This window comes from Leisingera thetidis (genome assembly GCF_025857195.1).
GTDB classification, from domain to species: Bacteria; Pseudomonadota; Alphaproteobacteria; order Rhodobacterales; family Rhodobacteraceae; genus Leisingera; species Leisingera thetidis.
In genome coordinates this window covers 3,452,316-3,470,000 of the sequence record NZ_CP109787.1, presented here as the reverse complement: position 1 = coordinate 3,470,000, position 17,685 = coordinate 3,452,316, and the positions used below count along the sequence as shown (strand labels likewise).

Sequence of the window (17,685 nt, the reverse complement as noted above, 5' to 3'; positions counted from 1 at the left end):
CGTGAAATCCTGTTCGAAGATCGGAGGACCACCTCCGAAGGCTAAGTACTCCTTACTGACCGATAGCGAACCAGTACCGTGAGGGAAAGGTGAAAAGCACCCCGGCGAGGGGAGTGAAACAGTACCTGAAACCGAACGCCTACAATCAGTTGGAGGCCCCTTGAGGGCTGACAGCGTACCTTTTGTATAATGGGTCATCGACTTGGTCTCACGAGCAAGCTTAAGCCGCTAGGCGGAGGCGCAGCGAAAGCGAGTCTTAATAGGGCGCATGAGTTCGTGGGATCAGACCCGAAACCGAGTGATCTAGGCATGGCCAGGCTGAAGGTGCGGTAACACGCACTGGAGGGCCGAACCCACATCTGTTGAAAAAGATCGGGATGAGCTGTGCCTAGGGGTGAAAGGCCAATCAAACTCGGAGATAGCTGGTTCTCTGCGAAATCTATTTAGGTAGAGCGTCATCCGAATACCCCGGGGGGTAGAGCACTGGATGGGTAATGGGGCCCCACAGGCTTACTGATCCTAACCAAACTCCGAATACCCGGGAGTACTGGATGGCAGACACACGGCGGATGCTAACGTCCGTCGTGGAGAGGGAAACAACCCTGACCTCCGGCTAAGGCCCCCAATTCATGGCTAAGTGGGAAAGCAGGTGAGACGTCCAAAACAACCAGGAGGTTGGCTTAGAAGCAGCCATCCTTTAAAGATAGCGTAACAGCTCACTGGTCTAATCAAGATGTCTTGCGGCGAAGATGTAACGGGGCTCAAGCCATGAGCCGAAGCCGAGGATGCACATAGTGCATGGTAGCAGAGCGTAGTGTGACATAGGTCCATGCGTCCTTACTTTCCTCCGGGAAAGATTGGACGCAAGGAGCTTTCGATGAAGCGGGCGCGTGAGCGATCCCGTGGAGAGATCACTAGTGAGAATGATGACATGAGTAGCGACAAAGAGTGTGAGAGACACTCTCGCCGAAAGTCCAAGGGTTCCTGCTTAAAGCTAATCTGAGCAGGGTAAGCCGGCCCCTAAGCCGAGGCCGAAAGGCGTAGGCGATGGGAACCACGTTAATATTCGTGGGCCAGGAGGATGTGACGGATTGTGACGGTAGTTCATCCTTATCGGATTGAATGGGCTGCTGATCAGTCCCTGGAAATAGCCCTCCATCAGACCGTACCCTAAACCGACACAGGTGGACTGGTAGAGAATACCAAGGCGCTTGAGAGAACGATGTTGAAGGAACTCGGCAAAATACCTCCGTAAGTTCGCGAGAAGGAGGCCCGGGTCCTACGCAAGTGGAATCCGGGGGCACAAACCAGGGGGTGGCGACTGTTTATTAAAAACACAGGGCTCTGCGAAGCCGCAAGGCGACGTATAGGGTCTGACGCCTGCCCGGTGCCTGAAGGTTAAAAGGAGGGGTGAGAGCTCCGAATTGAAGCCCAGGTAAACGGCGGCCGTAACTATAACGGTCCTAAGGTAGCGAAATTCCTTGTCGGGTAAGTTCCGACCTGCACGAATGGCGTAACGACTTCCCCGCTGTCTCCAACATCGACTCAGCGAAATTGAATTGCCTGTCAAGATGCAGGCTTCCCGCGGTTAGACGGAAAGACCCCGTGCACCTTTACTACAGCTTCGCACTGGCATCAGGATTGTGATGTGCAGGATAGGTGGTAGGCATCGAAGCCGGAACGCAAGTTCCGGTGGAGCCTCCCTTGAGATACCACCCTTCGCACTCTTGATGTCTAACCGCGGTCCGTTATCCGGATCCGGGACCCTGCGTGGCGGGTAGTTTGACTGGGGCGGTCGCCTCCTAAAGAGTAACGGAGGCGCGCGAAGGTTGGCTCAGAGCGGTCGGAAATCGCTCGTTGAGTGCAATGGCAGAAGCCAGCCTGACTGCGAGACTGACAAGTCGAGCAGAGACGAAAGTCGGCCATAGTGATCCGGTGGTCCCGCGTGGAAGGGCCATCGCTCAACGGATAAAAGGTACGCCGGGGATAACAGGCTGATACTGCCCAAGAGTCCATATCGACGGCAGTGTTTGGCACCTCGATGTCGGCTCATCTCATCCTGGGGCTGGAGCAGGTCCCAAGGGTACGGCTGTTCGCCGTTTAAAGAGGTACGTGAGCTGGGTTTAGAACGTCGTGAGACAGTTCGGTCCCTATCTGCCGTGGGTGTAGGATACTTGAGAGGAGTTGCCCCTAGTACGAGAGGACCGGGGTGAACGATCCACTGGTGGACCAGTTGTTATGCCAATAGCAGTGCTGGGTAGCTATGATCGGACAGGATAACCGCTGAAGGCATCTAAGCGGGAAGCCCCCCTCAAAACAAGGTATCCCTGAGGGCCGTGGAAGACCACCACGCCGATAGGCCGGAGGTGTAAGCGCAGCAATGCGTTCAGCTGACCGGTACTAATCGCCCGACAGGCTTGATTTGATCCAGTAACAGACAGTGTTACTCAGAACCAAACAAGCAAACACATCCCAAAACAAAACTTGGACAAACGTTGATTGTACTGCCTTCCGCTCGTGGAAACGTCTCGTGACGCAACCCAGGTGCGGCAACGCGCATTTGCTTTGCAAATACGCTGCCTGCCGCCAAATCCACTTGCCGGAGGCAAGTGGATTTTTCTCGGTTTGGTGGCAAAAGCGCAAGTGAAACACCCGGTCCCTTCCCGAACCCGGAAGTTAAGCACTGCAGCGCCGATGGTACTTGGGCTCAAGCCCTGGGAGAGTAGGTCACCGCCAAACCTAGTAAAATCCAAATATCTCTCAAAAACGATGCGAAATACACCTGACGCGGGATGGAGCAGCCAGGTAGCTCGTCAGGCTCATAACCTGAAGGTCGCAGGTTCAAATCCTGCTCCCGCAACCAAGATAAACTAATAATACCAGTATGATAGCGCCCTAAGGGGCGCTTTTGACGTTTTGACGCCTTCACCGCTGGAAGCACTGTGGAAGCAAATGGGGCGGATTGTTGCTGTAGCATCCGGGCAACAGTGCGCCAGGCCGTTGGTCCGATCAGGGCATGAGCCTGGCAGCGGCCGCTTCCTTACAGGAAAGAGCGCTGCCCGTGACCACCTGTTTCCTTAGTGCGCCAGACCGGTCTCAGCCCGAAGCGGACATGGCCTGTGCTACCGCAGCATCAGAGCATCCCGGCAGGCGGGGCGAGAAGCGGACGTTCGCCGCGGATGCAGGTTCCTGGGCCGAAATCAAGAAAGCCGACTTTCGCGTCGGTTGCGGGTGGCCTACCCAATGAATTTGGGCGAGAAGTGAACATCCGAACATTTCAAAGGCAAAGGTTTATCGTCAGATGAATATGGTAACTAAGTCCGTTTCCAAGGGTCTGCCACCGGCATTGAAAGCCTTCCGGCCAGCGAGAGCAGATGTAGATCAGTTTGCCTCGAACTTGGGTGGTTACCTTGATCATATTGATAGCCAAGAGAGCGAAGAAAACCTCAAGACTCACCTGATGGCGTTCTTGAAGCCGACATATTCACCTGATCATACAATTGAGCAACAAGGTGCTATCGACTTTGTTATTCGCTCACGTGGCAAGGGTTCGCCCGCTGCGGTTCTTTTTGAGAGCAAGAGAGAGGCAAACAAAGCTGACATGATCCGTTTGGACAATGTCAACCGCAAAGCAATGCATGAACTGGTACTTTACTTCATGCAAGAGCGCGACGCGGGAAACACGGACATACAGCACCTTGTGATCTGCACGGAGTACCAATTTTTTGTCTTTTCTTCGTCAAGCTTCGAAAGAGCTTTCTTCAAGAGCTCGGTCTTTCGAAAAGATTTCAAAGCGTGGCGTGATAACAAGAAAACAGAATCGACTACTGATTTCTTTTACCGGGAAATCGCCGCTCCCTTCATCGAAGCTAGCGACGTCGAACTGGAAGCCATTCATCTTGATTTGCGGACATATCGATCGAAAATTCATAAGGGTGCCGAGAGCAAGGAAATTGTAAAGCTATTCAAGTTCCTGGGCCCTCACTTCCTTCTACGGGAAGAGTTGAACAACGACAGCAATAGCCTGAACAAAGCATTCTACGATGAGCTTCTGCACATCATTGGGCTTGAGGAACGCAAGGAGGGGTCCAAGCGTTTGATTGGGCGCCTATCAAAGGCAAAAAGAAATCCTGGGTCACTGCTGGAAAACGCCATCACCAGAATCCGATACGAGGATGACTTCAACTCCCCGGAAATAATCTTGGAGTATGGCGCTTCAAACGAGAAGCGTGAGTTCAACATTGCACTCGAGCTATGTCTAACTTGGATCAACCGATTGCTTTTCCTCAAGCTTCTAGAAGCTCAATTGGTCAAATTTCACGGTCACGACAGCAGCTACAAGTTTCTCACTAGGTCCATGATCGCCGACTTCGATGACCTATCAGACCTGTTCTTCATGGTTTTGGCCTTCAAGCCAGACGACCGTCCGGACGGTGTACGTGAAAAGTATGCCAAAATCCCCTATTTGAACAGCTCGCTTTTTGAGCTCACGAATCTGGAAAAAAGGTTTAGAATCAATGCATTGAATAATGCTCTGGAAATACCGATTTTCAAAGCAACGGTCTTGAAGGACGCCCTCGGTCGACGTCTGAGCGCTGACAAGAACACGCTAGGATACATTTTTGAGTTCCTCGACTCCTACGACTTCGGAACCGTGGGCGGGGGAGATGTCCAAGAAGAAAGCAAGACCATAATCAACGCTGCAGTGCTCGGTCTAATTTTTGAAAAGATCAACGGATATCGTGATGGTGCAATATTCACTCCCGGTTTCATTACAATGTACATGGCCAGGGAATCGGTTGAAAAATTGGTTCTAGAAGCTTTCCGTCGGGAGTACTCAAGCTGGACACTTGATGACATTGACGACCTTAGGAACAACATCACGGATCGATCAAAGTCTTCAATTCTTAAGCTGAACGAAGTGATCGATGGCTTGACAATTTGCGATCCGGCTGTGGGTTCTGGCCACTTTCTTGTTTCCTGTCTTAACGAACTCATCGCCCTTAAATCCCGTCTCGGTGTTCTGGCCGACTCCGAAGGCAACCGACTGTCTGACTACCAAATTGAAGTGGACAATGATGAGCTTATTATCGTCCACGAAAACACTGATGAGGTTTTTTCCTACCAAGTCATCGAGAATGCCGTTCCTAAGGCGCTTCAGCACGTTCAGAAAACGCTTTTCCATGAGAAGCAAAAACTCATCGAAAACTGCCTGTTTGGTGTAGACATCAACATCAACTCGGTGAGAATTTGCCAGCTTCGTCTTTGGATCGAACTCTTAAAGAATGCCTATTACCGAGACGGTCAGGATGGGCAACTCGAGACGCTGCCGAACATCGATATCAATATCAAATGCGGGAACGCGATACTCTCGCGCTTTGCGCTGGACGAGAACTTGTCCGAGGCTTTCAAGAATGCCGGGCTAACGGTGTCGACGTATAGAGCACTTGTACAAGAATATAAGAACACGAAAGACAAAACGACAAAGAGGCATCTCCAAGAGAGGATTAACGGCGCGAAATCACGTTTTCAGGAAGAGCAACTGGGGCGATTGACTAGAAAAATAGATGCGGAAATAGCCGAGCTCAGAGCCAAAGAAGCACAAGAAGATTTATTTTCAGACGATGAGGCACAAAAATCCAAACGTGCGACGACGATCAGTAGTATCCGGGAAAGCATCGAAAAGCTTGAGAGCGAGCGAGATAAGTTGGTGCAACGGAAAACTTTCCTTAGCGCCCTAGAGTGGCGTTTCGAGTTCCCGGAAGTTTTAGATGACAAAGGAAAATTTCTTGGTTTCGATCTCATAATCGCGAACCCACCTTACGGAGTCTCAATATCGGAACCGGCCCGTTCCCACATTACGCGATCTCTGGGAAAGGTCCCTGACTTTGAAATTTACTATCTTTTCCTAAATTTGGCGGGTGCAATCTGCAAAAAAGAAGGCACGACCTGCCAAATCGTACCGAACAGCGTGCTCTTCAATCACTTTGCAAAACGCTATCGGGAGCAACTCCTACACGACTGGCGGGACATCCACATTGATGATCTAACGAGTTTCCGGGTCTTCGAAGGCGTGGTTGTTCACAACATCATCTTTCATGCACGACGCAGAAAGGGACGGGAAGGCGTAGAATTTCGCCGTACGGGGCTTGACACAAATGTCTTGGAGTACTTGCGTCGGGACACAGAATTGGCATCGTTCGCAACTCTCTTCGAAAACAATAAAAACTGGGGATTGGTCTTCCGCCTGGATCCTCAAGTCATGGAGACCGTGACTAAAATTAAGTCAAGCGGCACAGACTTAAAGGCGCATTTTCCAGATATTTCCCAAGGGCTTATAGCCTACGACAAGCACCAAGGGCAGTCAGAGGAAATCATCTTGTCTCGAGCTTTCCATTCAAACCAGCCGACGGGCACCAATTCACCGTGGTTGAAGGGGGAAGACGTCACCCGCTTTTCTGTTCAATGGAACGGTACAGAGTACATCGAATACTCAGCCGATCTAGCCAATCCAAGGCAGCCTAAGTTCTTCAATGATCCTAGAATCTTGGTCCGTGAAATAACCAATCCGAGGATCTTCGCTGGCTACAGTGAAGAAACGCTGTATAATGACCCAGCCCTCATCAACATTCTAGACAGACCAAACGGCGATTTCCCAGCATTTGCCTTGCTGGCGGTATTGAACTCGAAAGTCGCAAGCTTCTATCATTTTAATTCGTCCCCCAAGGCAACGAAGGGTGCGTTTCCAAAAATACTTGTCAGCGATATCAAATCATTCCCATTGCCTGATATCCATGGAAAGAGTGAACTGATTGAACGTCTGGTAGAGCGTACCAAGAGGCTCTGCGAACTTGCTAAGTCTTCAAAAATGGGAATGGAGTTCAGAGTCCTTGACGAAGAAAACGAAGCGGATGTCGTCAGTCTGTACGGTCTTTCTGACGATGAAGCTGCTATTGTAGCTGAGTATTTTCTCGAAATTCGCACAGAAGACATCTGAAGGTCGGCCATGAAAGTTGCATCTGTATCACCTGTATTATGCATGCGGCGCGAACGGCTGCGTTCTTTTGCTTGTCTCCGCACAGTGATTGTCAGAAATGGGCCGTGGGCGTTACTGGCATGTCTCGTCGCACCAACTTTGCAAAGTCCGGAATCTGCGCTTGTCGTCGTACTAGGCGACCAGGGCTATGCCCGCAGCGAACGGCCGTTTTGGAGGGCTTCCTGACAGTGACTAGGGGCGTGTTGACTCTATCGGTCACTTGAACCGATACCTGCCTACCGCCTTTCCAAGCCTTTCCTCAATTGGCACCGGGTGTTCGTCGGATTGTCGCTGTAAGGTTTCTACATGGCTGTCTAGGAAGTCCCGGAACTCATGGGGCTTCACCTCTGACGCTACTGCTCGCGACACCAGCAGGCCCAAAATTTGCCGGTCTAGCATGCGCATATGTTCCTCCCGATTGGTCTCGATCACTTCGTTGGGCAGGACGCCGCAGCAGTTCTCGTGCAGGTCCAGGGCAATCACGCTGCTGACCTGATGCCACAGCTCATGCGTAAGCGCCCGATTTTTACCGCAGCGGTTGATTGTTGACGCGGGCGATGATGTCGGGCTCAGCGACGAAGTCTTCGAGGAAGCTGTGCCATGCCTCAACGGACACTCGTGCTGATGCCAGCATGTCGCGCAATTCGTCGATGCCCTCGTCGGTCAGCGCCGTAATGTAGTCGTCCCGTCCGATGTGGACGCTGACGATGTTGCCGTAGGAGAGGTTGTCGTCGTTGCTGACGATGGCCTCGAGAAGTCCAGGATCCTCGCCCAGCAGGCTGGCGACATGGGCGATGGAGCAGACGTAGGTCGTCGCTGCCATCACGCAGCCTCGCTGCGTTTCTGATCTGCCGGCTTCCAGTTCCAAGGGAGTAATTCGGCCAGCCGGTTGACCATGTGATCGTGGATACGGTCCAAGACATCTGCGAGGTAGGCCTGCGGATCGAGGCCGTTCATCTTTGCCGTCTCGATGACGGTCATGGCGCGGGCGAGCGTTTCACCGCCGGTATCCGAACCCGCGAATAGCCAGTTCCGCCTGCCAACGCCAATGGGCCGCAGCGCGCGCTCGGCGGGATTGTTGTCGATGGCCACGCGCCCGTCCTCCAGAAACAGCGTGAATGAAGCCCAGCGGCTCAGCCCGTAGCGGAACGCCTTGGCCAGATCACTCTTACCGGGAATACGGGTGAGCTGCCTTTCGGCCCAGTCCCGGAACGCATCAACCTTGGGCTTGCTTTCCTTTTGGCGCACGGCCAGCCGCAGTTCGGCAGGCTTGCCGCTGATTTCCCGTTCGATGTCGTAGAGCTTGCCGATACGGTCGAGCGCCTCGCGCGCGATTGCGGATTTCGTCGCGGTCCAGACATCGTGAAAGTCGCGGCGAAGATGCGCCCAGCACGCGGCCTCCCGGAACTGGCTCTTGCCGTCCAGGTCCGCGGCATAGAGCTTGGCATACCCCTTGTAGCCATCAGCCTGGAGAATGCCGCTGGTCTCGCTAAGATGGGCGAGGACATGCTCTTCCTTCCAGTCCGGGGCAAAGTGATAGACCGCACCCGGCGGGGCCGTGCCCGCCCATGGGCGCTGATCCCGGACATAGGCCCAGATCCGGCCTTTCTTGACGCCCTTTCCGAGCCCCTTGTCGCGGCGGCCGCGATCGAGAACCCGGATGGGCGTGTCATCTGCGTGCAGAAGATTGCTGGCCATGATCTCGGCCTCGATCTTCTCGATCAGCGGCGCCAGCGTCTTCATTGCCCCGCCGCACCAGTCGACCAGGGTCGTGTCAGGGATGTCTGCCCCCATGCGGGCGAAGATCTCGTTCTGACGATACAACGGCACGTGGTCGTCGAACTTCGAGGTCAGCACATAAGCCAGAAGGTTCGGGCCCGCCATGCTCCGTGGGATCGGACGGCTGGGTGCCGGGCTTTGAACCATACGCTCGCAGCGCCGGCAGGATTTCTTGATACGCGCGATCTCGATGACCTTCAGCTGGGCTGCAATCATGTCGATCAGCTCGCTGACATCCTCCCCGACCACACGCAGATCGCCCCCGCAATCCGGGCAACTGTCGCCGGGGTCAAGCTCGCGGCGTTCGCGCGGCGTGTCCTGCGACACCTTCGGACGGCGGCGCCTCGACTCCCGCGGTTCGGCTGGTTCCGGGGTCTGGTTGTCCGTCTCCGGCTCATCATCGCCCTCCGGCGGCAGTTCATCCGCCTCGGCGAGCGCAACCTGCAGGTCCTCCAGCGCCAGTTCCAGTTGCTCGATCTCCCGCTCGATCTTTTCCGAACTGGAGCCGAATTTCTGCTTCTGCAATCTGGCAATCCGGACGCGCAGCGCCTGAACCAGCAGATCATGCGCCCGCAAACTGGCGGACATCTTTTGGTTTTCCGCCTGCAACGCGGCGATCATCGCCTTCAGAACGGCGGGATCATTGGGGAGAGGCGTGGCTTCTACGGACATGGTGGTGGATACCATTCTCCCAGATCGGACGCCATAAAAACAAACAATTCCAGAGAGATAAATCAGCCCGTCCGGGCTGGTGGCGCGCCCCAATCCGGCCTGCGCCAGTCGATCCCCTCCCAGAGCATGGCCAATTGAGCGGCGGTCAGACGCACGCTGCCATCCGTCGCCGCAGGCCATGGGAAACGACCCTTCTCCAGGACTTTGTAATACAGGCAAAAGCCCTGGCCATCCCAATACAGAAGCTTCACCCTGTCGCCGCGGCGCCCTCGAAACGCGAACACGGCACCGTTCGATGGCCGCTGCCTCAAGACATCCTGCGCGATCGCTGAAAGCCCCGCGATACCTTTGCGCATATCAGTGTGACCGCAGGCCAGGTAAACGCGAATGCCGGTGCCCGGGCCGATCATGCCGCCTCCACCGCCTGGATCAAACGGGTCAGCACCGCCGCATCCACATGGGCATCGACCCGCAAGCTGCGACCATTGCGCAGAACCACCTCAATCAACGCCAAGCTCGCTTCAGGGGCGCACGCTTCCGGCGGTTCCGGCGGCGACGTAATATCGACGGGCAGGAATAGCGTCGCGTCGTCTGGCGTCAGAAGCCCCTTCCTCCTCAGCTCGTATCGCCAGGCATAGATCTGCTGCCGCCTGATCTCGTGGCGCTGTGCGACCTGCGACACGGTCGCGCCGTTCACCCCGACCGAAAGCACAATCGCCAACTTCTCGTCGTCACTCCAGCGGCGCCGACGCTCCAAGCCAAGAATTTCGCCCCGCACAGCTGCCTCCCTCCCTGTAGGAGACGTCATTAAAGACGTCTTTATGGACGTCTCTTAGCAATCTCCAGGACACACGAGCAGGCGGTTCAAATCGGGCGGTTACGCTCATGCGCGGGCCAGCGGGCGCGGTTGCTGTCGGTGGTGGGGCAGGTGTAGCGGATCTTCTCGCAGAACTCGGTGTATGCATCGCCCACCATATCGCGGAGGTCTTGCCAGGAGCGCATTTCCCAGCGGTTGCGAAGCTGCTTTGACCCCATGCGCAGTTCAAAGCGCCAGACTTGGCTGGATGCACGGTCAGCTAAGTCCAGGGGCGGGCGGTTCAGTTGGATGCGGGCATCGTTCCAGATGGTAAGCCAGCCCAGCTTGCCCTTCTGCATGACTTCCTGACGCTTATCGTAGATCACCAGCTGCCTGTTGGCGACGGCCCCGGCGCGCAGACCGGTGACGCGGGCGCCGGTGGCGTGGGTTTCGGTTTCATCTATGCCGGTGTGTTCCTGAACGCGGGTGCCGGGCGGCACCACAAGGGCCTCACGGTCTGGTTCGAACCACGGGGCCAGGAAGTCGATGGCATAATCCACACGGGTTACGCGCAGCAGGTGTTCAGCGTAGCGGATGCCAAAGGCGTCCATGCACTCCCGGAAATGTTTTTCAGCGGCGTCCAGGCCGCCGGTGGCGAGCAGGAAGGCCCGAAAGTCTACCGTTATGCCGGGATTATTCGCAGGGCGGTTTTCCGGGTCCAGGAAGTACCATTCCGCGCCGTATTCGCCGGTATGGGCGGAAAAGGCAGAGCCGCCTGTGCGGCGCACTGAGAGGGCGACAGAGCCAAATTCCAGAACGGCTTCGCTATTGGCTTTGATCGCTTCGGCTTTGGCATCGGCAAGGGCGGTTCGGAACTCAGGCGGGATATCGGTTTCAATTGTGAATTTCAGCCCGTCAAAGCCCGAATGCAGGATATCGGCTTCCATTTACTCTGACCTTCGCTTTCGTATTCGTGGAGGGGGGTGTTACAAGACCCCCCTCCTGCGCGGCACATTGGGCCGCTGGTTTCTGTGGAGATGTGAGGGAAAAGGGCGGGGGCCTTTGGCCCCCTTTGTGCCTCCGGCGGGGCAGCATTGGTTTTGGGGCCGGGCCAAGCCCGGCGACCATTATTTCGCGTTGACCTGACGGCCAATCCAGATTTCGGCGCGCTCCGCGCATTTGGCGAGGTTCAGCAGGTCGGAATGATGGAAGCTGCCGGTATTGCGCCAGTCGCCGGTATCGGTCTTGTAGGCGCGGGACAGATCGACGGAAAAGAAGCCGTCATTTTTCCAGATGGTGGCCGTGATGAGGCCGATTTTCAGCTTGTGAGCAGGCTGGTTTGCCATGGGTTCTGTGCTTTCGAAATGTGTTGGAATGAGAAAGGGCGCGGGACCGTTTCGCCCGCGCCCCCAAGAGCCATCCGGCCCCAAAATCCCGCGCGGCGCTGCCAGCCCCACGCGGGCAAAACTCAGAGAGCGCTGGCGCTGGTGCTTTTGCGGCGGCGCTCATCGCCCCAGGTGAGCAGGTCGCGGCGGCGGTAGCGGATGGAACGGCCAGATTTGTAGAATTTCGGTCCGAAGCCAGTCACGCGCCATTTCTGGACAGTGCGCACGCTTTGGCACAGGAAGTCAGCGGCCTTGGCTTCGTCAATGAAGCTGTCCAAGAATTCCGAAGCGGGGGCATTGATGGTGTCTGCGGCGTTAGTTTGCATCTTGCATTCTCCAATTGAGTTCTGATGCGTTTGTCTTCGCTCAAGCCGCAGACACAAAAAACGACAATAAATGGGGGTGGATTTTATTGTTTTTTGTCTTCCTTCCACAGGGGGGAGACGATCCGCCGGAAGGTTTCGTAATTCGGTGTTTCGGCGGTCACTCCCAGGTCAGGAAAGTCTTCTGCGAGGCGGACTCGCACATTTTCGGTAACTGTCTTCACACTCATGTGCGGTGTCAGAACGCCACTTGCCAGAGTGCGAAGATAGGCCCGCTTGATCTGCGGCTGAACGCTCGGACGGCCCTTGATCGGGGGCTTGGGGGCAGTCGGCGGGTGCGAAGCTGCCGGGATTGAAGCGCTCAGCGTTTTGACGGTATCGTTCCCAACAATCCGGATTTCCACGAAGTGCAAACCTTGTGACTTCAGCTCGTTTTCCTGCCAGTTGATCTGCCCTTGCCAGAACTGCGCGGGAAGGCGGACTGGCTTTGAGGTCATGTGCCGGGGGTGTTCAAAGCCAATTGCAGACACGGCTTCTTGAATAAGTGAACGCACAAGAGCGTTTTTCATTTCAGCCACAAGGCGTTCCTTGGGGCCGTCCACGGCTCTAATTGCGGCTATGAGTTCCGGAGCAGCTTCGGAAAACTTAGCTTTGCGTTCCAGGAGTTCGTCGACTTTGAGCTTTGCTTCCAGGATGGAGTTACGTTTGCTGACAGTTTCCCACTCTTTCCGGAGGTCTGCCGGAGCAAAGCTGCGGTAGGCTTGGCTCAGGTAGGTGCCTGCATTCCAGAGCTGTTCGTTGATTTCATCAGTGTGCATTTCAGTGCTTTTGCAGTCTTTTGTAGGGTCTTATCGCCCTTTGTAGAGGGACGGAAGTGTGCGGAAGTGAGTGGAAATGTACTGAAATGTCATGAAACCACACGTAACCTAGGGGCGTAGATTTCCGGAGAGTTCATAGCATTTCCGAGCATTTCCGCGTTTCTCTCGGCCGCTTTGCGGACCGGGTCGTCTGCAAGATGGGCATAACGCATTGTGGTTTGCAATTGCGTATGTCCGAGCAATCGTCCAACCATTTGAATGGGCATCCCAGAGGAAACGGCATTTGACGCGTAAGTGTGCCGCAGATCATGGATGCGCACATTGGGCAAACCTGCCTTTTCCCGGATGCGCCGCCAGGGGTGCTGCAAGTCGGTGGCATATTTTTCCGCCAGCTTGCCTTCGATCACATAAGGATTGCCGGGAGTGCGGGGCAGGTGCGCCAGGATTTCTCGTGCAGGTTGGGGCAGGGGGATGCGGCGCGCGCCGGTCTTGCTGTCCGGAAGTTCCATGCCCTGCGGGGTGATATACTCCCATTTCAGGGTTTGAATTTCCCCCAGGCGGCAGCCGGTCAGGATCAGCAACCGGAAAGCGGCCACCACGAAGGGTGTTTCGCTGCCCTCGCGCTCCGCTTCCGCCAAGACCTGCCCCAGCCGCTGCAATTCATTCTGGCTCAGATATCGTTCTCGCTTCACCTCCCGGTATTTCGGCACATGGCGGCAGGGGTTGGAGCCGTCCGGGCGCAGCCCCCAGACTTCCGCCAGATTGAACATCTTGGACAGAACGCCAAGGGTGCGGTTGGCCTGATACGGCTTGTCTTTGAATTTGTGGTGCAGGTCGGCAATGTCCTTGCGTTCCACATCAACCACTTTGAAGCTGCCCAGGGCGGGGACAATGAACAGGTCGATAGCGCGCCGGTATTCCTTCTGAGTGGAAGGCTTGCAGCGTTCTTTGGCATGGGCATCAAAGAACCGCTCGCAGAGGGCGGCAACGGTGGGGGCCTTGCGGTGCTGCGAGATGTCCTCGGCGGGGTTTTCGCCTTTGGCAACCTGCCCCATGATTTCCTTGGCGAGCTTGCGGGCTTCATCCACTGTGACTTTGCCATGCCGCCCGACTGAAACCCGCCGCGTGCGCCCGCCTTTTCGGTATTGGGCCTGATAGGTCTTGGCTCCGGAGGGCATGACGCGCACCCCGAAACCGGCAATCTGGCTGTCCCAGACAAAGTAATCTTTCGTCCCCGGTTCAAGCGCCTCAACGCTGCGTTTTGTGAGTTTGGCCATGTCCCTAATCCTACCTCTGAATTCCCTCGTGGAAGCACTGTGGAAGCAACTGGAAGCAAACCACGGGGTAAGGCGTAGGAGCTGAGCGCGCGGCGCGTCAATTTAAAATAAGCAATAACAATAAGATAGGGCAGCTGGGCGCAAGGTGGGGTAAAAGGTGTGAGTGGGCCTAGGCTCTCTCATAACCTGAAGGTCGCAGGTTCAAATCCTGCTCCCGCAACCAAACACATCACTGTAATAGCAGTAGCTTAATAGCCGCCCAAGGGGCGGCTTTTTGCCATCCAGAACAGCCCGGTGCTACAGCGGTGCTACGCAACGCTGCAAACAAGCGAAAAAACCTAAAGCCAAGCAGTGCGACTCGGAAAGCCGAAAACAGCCCCTTGGCGACATCCGTACCAGAAACAGCGGGCACACTCCGCTGCGGTCGCGAAACTCTGGGGCAACATTCCCGGAAGTAGGCGCCCGATGGATGAGGCGATGTGGCATGAACCGCATCGGGTTTGCCGGAGGCTTCAACTCCTGCGTAGGATGAAGCCATAATGAGCAAGACAACAAACAAGTATTCTCCTGAGGTCCGCGAGCGTGCGGTGCGTCTGGTGCTGGACAACCAGAGCCAGCACAGTTCCCGCTGGCAGGCAATCATGTCGATCTCCGCGAAGATCGGCTGTTCGGCGCACACGCTGAATGAGTGGGTGAAGAAGGCGGAAGTCGACAGCGGCAAGCGGGCGGGTGTTCCAACTGATGTCGCCGACAGGATGAAGGCGCTTGAGCGGGAGAACCGCGAGCTGCGCCAGGCGAACGAGATCCTCCGCAAGGCATCGGCGTATTTTGCGATGGCGGAGCTCGACCGCCGGTCGAAGTGATGGTGTCATTTATCCGCTGCCCGGCAGCACATGCGCAGCATGTGCGAGAGGGGACATGCATCGCGGTGAGCATGGGGTCGAGCCGATCTGCATTCGCCATTGTCTCTCGGACCACTGGCGTTCCAATGGCTCCTTCCTGCCGATTGCCCCTTCCACGTATTACGAGCATCTGGCGAAGCGGGCCGATCCGGCCCGGTTGTCGGACCGTGCCCGGCGTGACGCGGCATTGCGGCCCGAGATCCTGCGTGTTTTCGAAGAGAACTGGCGGGTCTATGGCGTGCGGAAGATCTGGCGGCAATTGCAACGGGAAGGTTTTGACGTCGCCCGCTGCACGGTCGCCCGGCTGATGAAAAGTATGGGGCTTCAAGGCGCTCGCCATTGTCCTCGGACCAATGGCGGACAAAGGCTCGCTCCGGGGCAAGCCGCACAAAACCACGGTGCCCGACAAGAAAGCCCCGTGCCCCCTCTCGCACATGCTGCGCATGTGCTGCCGGGCAGTGGATGGACAAGGTAAACCGGCAATTCCGTGTGCCCGCGCCCAACATGCTCTGGGTCAGCGATTTCACCTATGTCGCCACCTGGAAAGGGTTCGCCTATGTCGCCGCTCGCCATTGGGCTCGAACCAATGGCGCCTTCAATGGCTCGCTCATTGACGCCTATGCCCGCAAGATTGTCGGCCCCCTCTCGGCAGATTTGGCATGGCCAAATCGCCTGCCGGTCAATGGGTCGTGTCAGCACTTCGGCGCATGCCGGGTTCGTTCTCGACGCCCTGGAACAGGCTGTTCACGAGCGGCGGCGGACAAAGGCGATGGGGCTTGTTCATCACTCCGACCGCGGCAGCCAATACCTTTCGATCAAATACACAGAACGGTTGGGCGAAGCTGGCATCGAACCTTCCGTCGGCAGCGTTGGGGACAGCTATGAGTTCAAGCGGGTCTGCGCAGCGGATCAAATGATCCGGGGGGATCATTTGAAGGCGCAGAACGCGCTGGCTGAAACGATCAATGGCCTTTTCAAGGCTGAGGTCATTCACCGCCGCGGCCAATGGCGCAACTTCGAAGCCGTGGAATACGCAACGCTCGAATGGGGGGATTGGTTCAACAACCGCCGCCTGCTTGAACCCATTGGGAACATCCCGCCGGCAGAAGCAGAGGCCAATTTCTACGCCGCTCTGGAAACTGAGGACATTGCCGCGTAACTAACTGAAATCAGCCTCCGGCAAACCCGGTGCGGTTCAATTCGTGCTCAGCGCAGCATTCTTTCAAAGTAACAACGGCAGGCGGGAGTTGCTGCAGCTCAGGGCAAACAGCTCCGAAAGAAAGGTGCCATCGATTGCGGTAAAACCCCAACAATTGAGCCTAGGTATCTGCGCTTGGCGGTCCTCAAGCCTCAAGCGCGGCTCGTTGTTCATTGCCGGGAACCGACAAAAGTAATGTCATTTCAGGCAGCGGACCCACGTGGCGTTACTCATTTCTGACAACGTTGAAGCGATCAGGTAAGGAAACCTTGATTATTGCCTGACGGTAGTAAAACTGGCCGAAAGGACTTGCTTTTCCCTGATGCCGTGGCCATGCACGGTGACCGTGGTACATTCTATTGTTCAATCACCCCTGTCGTTGGCCAACCTCGGCTGGTCCCAGTTCTTTGGCAACCAGCTAGGTCCTGACGAGACAGATTTAGCCCGGATGCGCATTGCGACTGTCCACCGGTCTCGCATGACAGCTGTATCTGAAACCGGCCCGGTGAAGCTGAACCTCCCCGCCCAAACGATTACGGCAGATTTCGCCGTGGGGGACTGGATCTTGGCGGATCCACGGACCCACATAGTCATTCGCCGTTTGGAAAGACGTGCCTTGTTGCAGCGCCGGACCGAGGGTGCCCGGACCCAGCAACTGATCGCCGCAAATGTGGACACGCTCTTCATCGTTACTTCTTGCAATGACGATTTCAATCAAGCCCGGCTGGAACGTTATCTGGCCCTCGCAAATGAGGCCGGCGCAAACCCCGTGATTATCTTGACGAAAGCCGATCAAGTGGCGGATGCGGAGCCATACCGGCAGCAGGCAGAAGACCTGCAGCGCGGAGTGGCCGCCGTTGCGGTGAACGCGAAAACCTGCAATGCAGTGATGGCTTTAGCTCAGTGGTGCGGGTCAGGGCAGACTATTGCTCTTGTCGGATCATCCGGGGTGGGGAAATCAACTCTGCTCAACACTCTTGCTGCCAAGCCACCTGGGGAAGCACAGCTTACTGGCAGCATTCGGGAGGACGATGCTAAGGGGCGCCACACAACTACGTCTCGCTCCCTACACTCTATCAAGGGCGGCGGTTGGGCGATTGACACGCCGGGAATGCGTACGCTGCATGTCAGCGATGTCCGGGCTGGTCTAGACATGCTGTTCGCGGAGATCACTGAGCTTGCACCCAAGTGCCGTTTTCGGGATTGTACCCACGCGCATGAGCCAGGCTGTGAGGTTCAGGCCGCGGTTGCGGCTGGGGCGGTCGACCCAGTGCGACTTGGCCGGTGGCGCAAGCTTGTCGAGGAAAACCACAACAACACACGCTCTGAATCCAGGGCCCGTGGCTACAAGACCCCAGACGTCCGTGGCAAGCGACGCTAAGTCTATTCCCACTATGCACGACCTATGATCCACCGAGACTGAGTTCTCCGGCCCACAGCCGCAGTTGCCCGGTTCGTTAAACGCTGCCAGCAGATTGCTCAGGCCGGCCATTCGTGCT

General features: G+C 56.1%; 12 protein-coding genes, 1 tRNA gene, 2 rRNA genes and 1 pseudogene (1 of these 16 cut by a window edge). 6 read left to right on the top strand and 10 right to left on the bottom strand.

Going from position 1 to position 17,685, the window contains the following annotated elements; genetic code table 11:
- The 4 genes from OKQ63_RS16720 to OKQ63_RS16705 all read left to right on the top strand — a co-directional run.
- Positions 1-2,425: ribosomal RNA gene (locus tag OKQ63_RS16720) — 23S ribosomal RNA — on the top strand (it extends 406 nt beyond the left edge of the window).
- A 199-nt stretch (positions 2,426-2,624) separates the two neighbouring features.
- Positions 2,625-2,739, top strand: a 5S ribosomal RNA gene (rrf, locus tag OKQ63_RS16715).
- A gap of 47 nt (positions 2,740-2,786) precedes the next feature.
- Positions 2,787-2,863 (top strand) — tRNA-Met (locus tag OKQ63_RS16710).
- A 438-nt stretch (positions 2,864-3,301) separates the two neighbouring features.
- Complete coding sequence (locus tag OKQ63_RS16705) at positions 3,302-6,997, top strand: type IIG restriction enzyme/methyltransferase (protein WP_264211170.1); 3,696 nt, start codon at positions 3,302-3,304, stop codon at positions 6,995-6,997.
- Positions 6,998-7,252: 255 nt separating this feature from the next.
- Here OKQ63_RS16705 and OKQ63_RS16700 read toward each other — a convergent pair whose 3' ends face one another.
- From OKQ63_RS16700 to OKQ63_RS16655, 10 genes are all read right to left on the bottom strand, one after another.
- Entirely contained in the window at positions 7,253-7,519 is a 267-nt protein-coding gene (locus OKQ63_RS16700) for a hypothetical protein (protein WP_264211169.1), read from the bottom strand.
- Between the two features lie 43 nt (positions 7,520-7,562).
- Entirely contained in the window at positions 7,563-7,859 is a 297-nt protein-coding gene (locus OKQ63_RS16695; RefSeq protein ID WP_264210717.1) for a hypothetical protein, read from the bottom strand.
- Positions 7,859-9,487 (bottom strand): IS66 family transposase, encoded by a 1,629-nt coding sequence (tnpC, locus tag OKQ63_RS16690; protein ID WP_264213928.1) that lies wholly within the window; start codon positions 9,485-9,487, stop codon positions 7,859-7,861. Before tnpC ends, OKQ63_RS16695 begins: the two co-directional genes overlap by 1 nt.
- Before the next feature lie 62 nt (positions 9,488-9,549).
- Positions 9,550-9,897, bottom strand: coding sequence for an IS66 family insertion sequence element accessory protein TnpB (gene tnpB / locus OKQ63_RS16685; RefSeq protein ID WP_141889229.1), 348 nt, complete (start codon positions 9,895-9,897; stop codon positions 9,550-9,552).
- Entirely contained in the window at positions 9,894-10,199 is a 306-nt protein-coding gene (tnpA, locus tag OKQ63_RS16680; RefSeq protein ID WP_264213929.1) for an IS66-like element accessory protein TnpA, read from the bottom strand. The genes tnpB and tnpA overlap by 4 nt, the downstream gene beginning before the upstream one ends.
- A gap of 152 nt (positions 10,200-10,351) precedes the next feature.
- Positions 10,352-11,230: a hypothetical protein gene (locus OKQ63_RS16675; RefSeq protein WP_264211168.1), complete on the bottom strand. Its 879-nt coding sequence runs from the start codon at positions 11,228-11,230 to the stop codon at positions 10,352-10,354.
- Between the two features lie 180 nt (positions 11,231-11,410).
- Positions 11,411-11,629 carry a hypothetical protein gene (locus OKQ63_RS16670; RefSeq protein ID WP_264211167.1) on the bottom strand — a complete coding sequence of 73 codons (219 nt, stop codon included), beginning with the start codon at positions 11,627-11,629 and terminating at the stop codon, positions 11,411-11,413.
- A gap of 122 nt (positions 11,630-11,751) precedes the next feature.
- Positions 11,752-11,994 (bottom strand): helix-turn-helix transcriptional regulator, encoded by a 243-nt coding sequence (locus OKQ63_RS16665; RefSeq protein WP_264211166.1) that lies wholly within the window; start codon positions 11,992-11,994, stop codon positions 11,752-11,754.
- Between the two features lie 83 nt (positions 11,995-12,077).
- Entirely contained in the window at positions 12,078-12,809 is a 732-nt protein-coding gene (locus OKQ63_RS16660; RefSeq protein ID WP_264211165.1) for a hypothetical protein, read from the bottom strand.
- 89 nt (positions 12,810-12,898) lie between these two features.
- Positions 12,899-14,086, bottom strand: a complete 1,188-nt coding sequence (locus OKQ63_RS16655; RefSeq protein ID WP_264211164.1) for a site-specific integrase — start codon at positions 14,084-14,086, stop codon at positions 12,899-12,901.
- Positions 14,087-14,625: 539 nt separating this feature from the next.
- Here OKQ63_RS16655 and OKQ63_RS16650 point away from each other — a divergent pair.
- Both OKQ63_RS16650 and rsgA read left to right on the top strand, forming a co-directional pair.
- Positions 14,626-16,147: pseudogene (locus OKQ63_RS16650) on the top strand (transposase).
- 517 nt (positions 16,148-16,664) lie between these two features.
- On the top strand, positions 16,665-17,567 hold the full coding sequence (rsgA, locus tag OKQ63_RS16645; protein WP_264211163.1) for a ribosome small subunit-dependent GTPase A: 903 nt from the start codon (positions 16,665-16,667) through the stop codon (positions 17,565-17,567).
- Positions 17,568-17,685 lie beyond the last annotated feature (118 nt).